Annotated in this window: 1 protein-coding gene; it reads right to left on the bottom strand. The window is 43.5% G+C overall.

Annotation, left to right across the window (positions count from 1 at the left end):
* Positions 1-581: 581 nt before the first annotated feature.
* Positions 582-1,676, bottom strand: coding sequence for a porin (locus BIZ37_RS30040; RefSeq protein WP_187464660.1), 1,095 nt, complete (start codon positions 1,674-1,676; stop codon positions 582-584).
* Between the last annotated feature and the right edge of the window lie 70 nt (positions 1,677-1,746).

Here is a 1,746-nt window from a genome sequence, read left to right as displayed (position 1 = left end):
TGCTGCCAAACGGCCACCAACAGAGAAAGTGTTAGTGCCATCGTTATAAACTTCCAATGCATGTACAGACGATGATGCTGCCGCTGCTGCCACTGCTAGGGCAATTACCTTTTTATTCATTTCTTAGATCCTAATATTTTAATGGTGTGTCGCACCTTGTAAGTGCTTGTTTTCATTTTTGAATACTAAGTTCCGTAGTAATAGTGAAATGTTCTTAATAGGCAGGTTTTAAAGAAAAATTTATAGGTAAGTGTTTGTTTTTAAAGGTTTGGTTTTTTGTGTTTTTACGTTTTTTACAGGCGACATTTCACTGCCTTGGCGCAAGGATGTTAACGGTAGTGCCATCGCAAAAAGTTATTTTTCCAGCTTTTGAGTTTTAGAATTTTTTGCTATTGGGTGGGGCTATATGTTGCTTTGAAAAGGTGGGGGATATGAATCAATTTCGACCTTACGGAAGGGCAATTTAAAAAAGGGGCACGTCTATCGTGCCCCAAAAAGATCAAATCATTTGACCAAAAAGACAATGAACGAGTAAAGGCATTGCAGCCTTTACTCATGTTATGTGCCGCAGGGGCAAATGCTTAGAAGTTGTAGCGGGCAAGAATAGCAAACACATTGTCTAGATCGGCATCAGCACCGGTGTTTGTTTTGCTGCTTGTATCTATCTTGTACTCAGTTGCGAAAATCATTGGGCCGACAAAGTAAGCGGCACCAATTGTTGAATAGGCATATTTAGCGCTTGAGTTATCGTCTTCAAGCAGGTTGTAGCCACCCAACAGTTGGAATTGGTCGAACGTATAAGAAGCAAATAGCTCGTAGCCCGTCGCTGACTTGATCATACCGTTGCTGGTAACGCTGCTGCTGGTGAAATCAGACTTGCTGAATGCGGCATTGGTCTTTTCACTTTGGTGGTTACGGAACTCACCATAGTTTGCTGCAACATAGATAGCGCTTGTCTCATAAGAGATTACAGCGTTGGCAACACGAGCATCTTCGCGATCGTCGAACTTAGTTTCGCCGTACGCACCGCTTAGGCTAAGGATGCCTGCACCAAGGTCAAACTCGTAGCCAGCCATTGCCTGGTAACCGTAATCACGATCGTAACCGCCGATTACATTACCTGCTGTATCACGTTGTAGGTTTGAGTCTTGGAATTGGTACTGAAGACCCACTTGTAGGCCATAGAAGTTATTGCGGTACTGGATAACATCATCCGCACGACCAGAACCATGAACACCACCGTCACCAGAGATGCCATCGTAGTTACCTGCTGTGTCACCACCGTTGATCCAGAAACGGTCAGTTTTACCAGTTACGTCGTAACGTACAGACCAAGCTTTACCCAGTGTGAAGTTACCGAAATCTTCATGGTCTGCCGAAATGAAACCTAGACGGTTGCTAATATTGCTACCATCGTTGCTGTTAGCTAATGCGTTATAGGCCCACTCAGCACGAGTGCCGATATCCCAACCATTCTCTAGGGCGTGGGTAAAGCCAAAGTTAATACGTGAAGACTGGTTATTTAGGCTCGAGTCCCCATCAGCAAACTTTGCGCTTATCGCTAGGCGACCACCTACCGAAAAAGTATTTGTTCCATCATTATATACTTCAACTGCGTGTACTGAAGATGATGCTGCCACCGCTGCTACTGCTAGCGCAATTAGCTTTTTATTCATTTTTTATTTCCTGTATGTATTTGCATAAAGCACAGGTTTAGTGCTCGTTGATATTTTTATTACTAAGTTC

This window comes from Photobacterium sp. BZF1, from assembly GCF_014349205.1.
Lineage (GTDB): Bacteria > Pseudomonadota > Gammaproteobacteria > Enterobacterales > Vibrionaceae > Photobacterium.
Note: the sequence above shows the minus strand (reverse complement) of the source record. Positions and strands in the feature narration are given on the sequence as shown.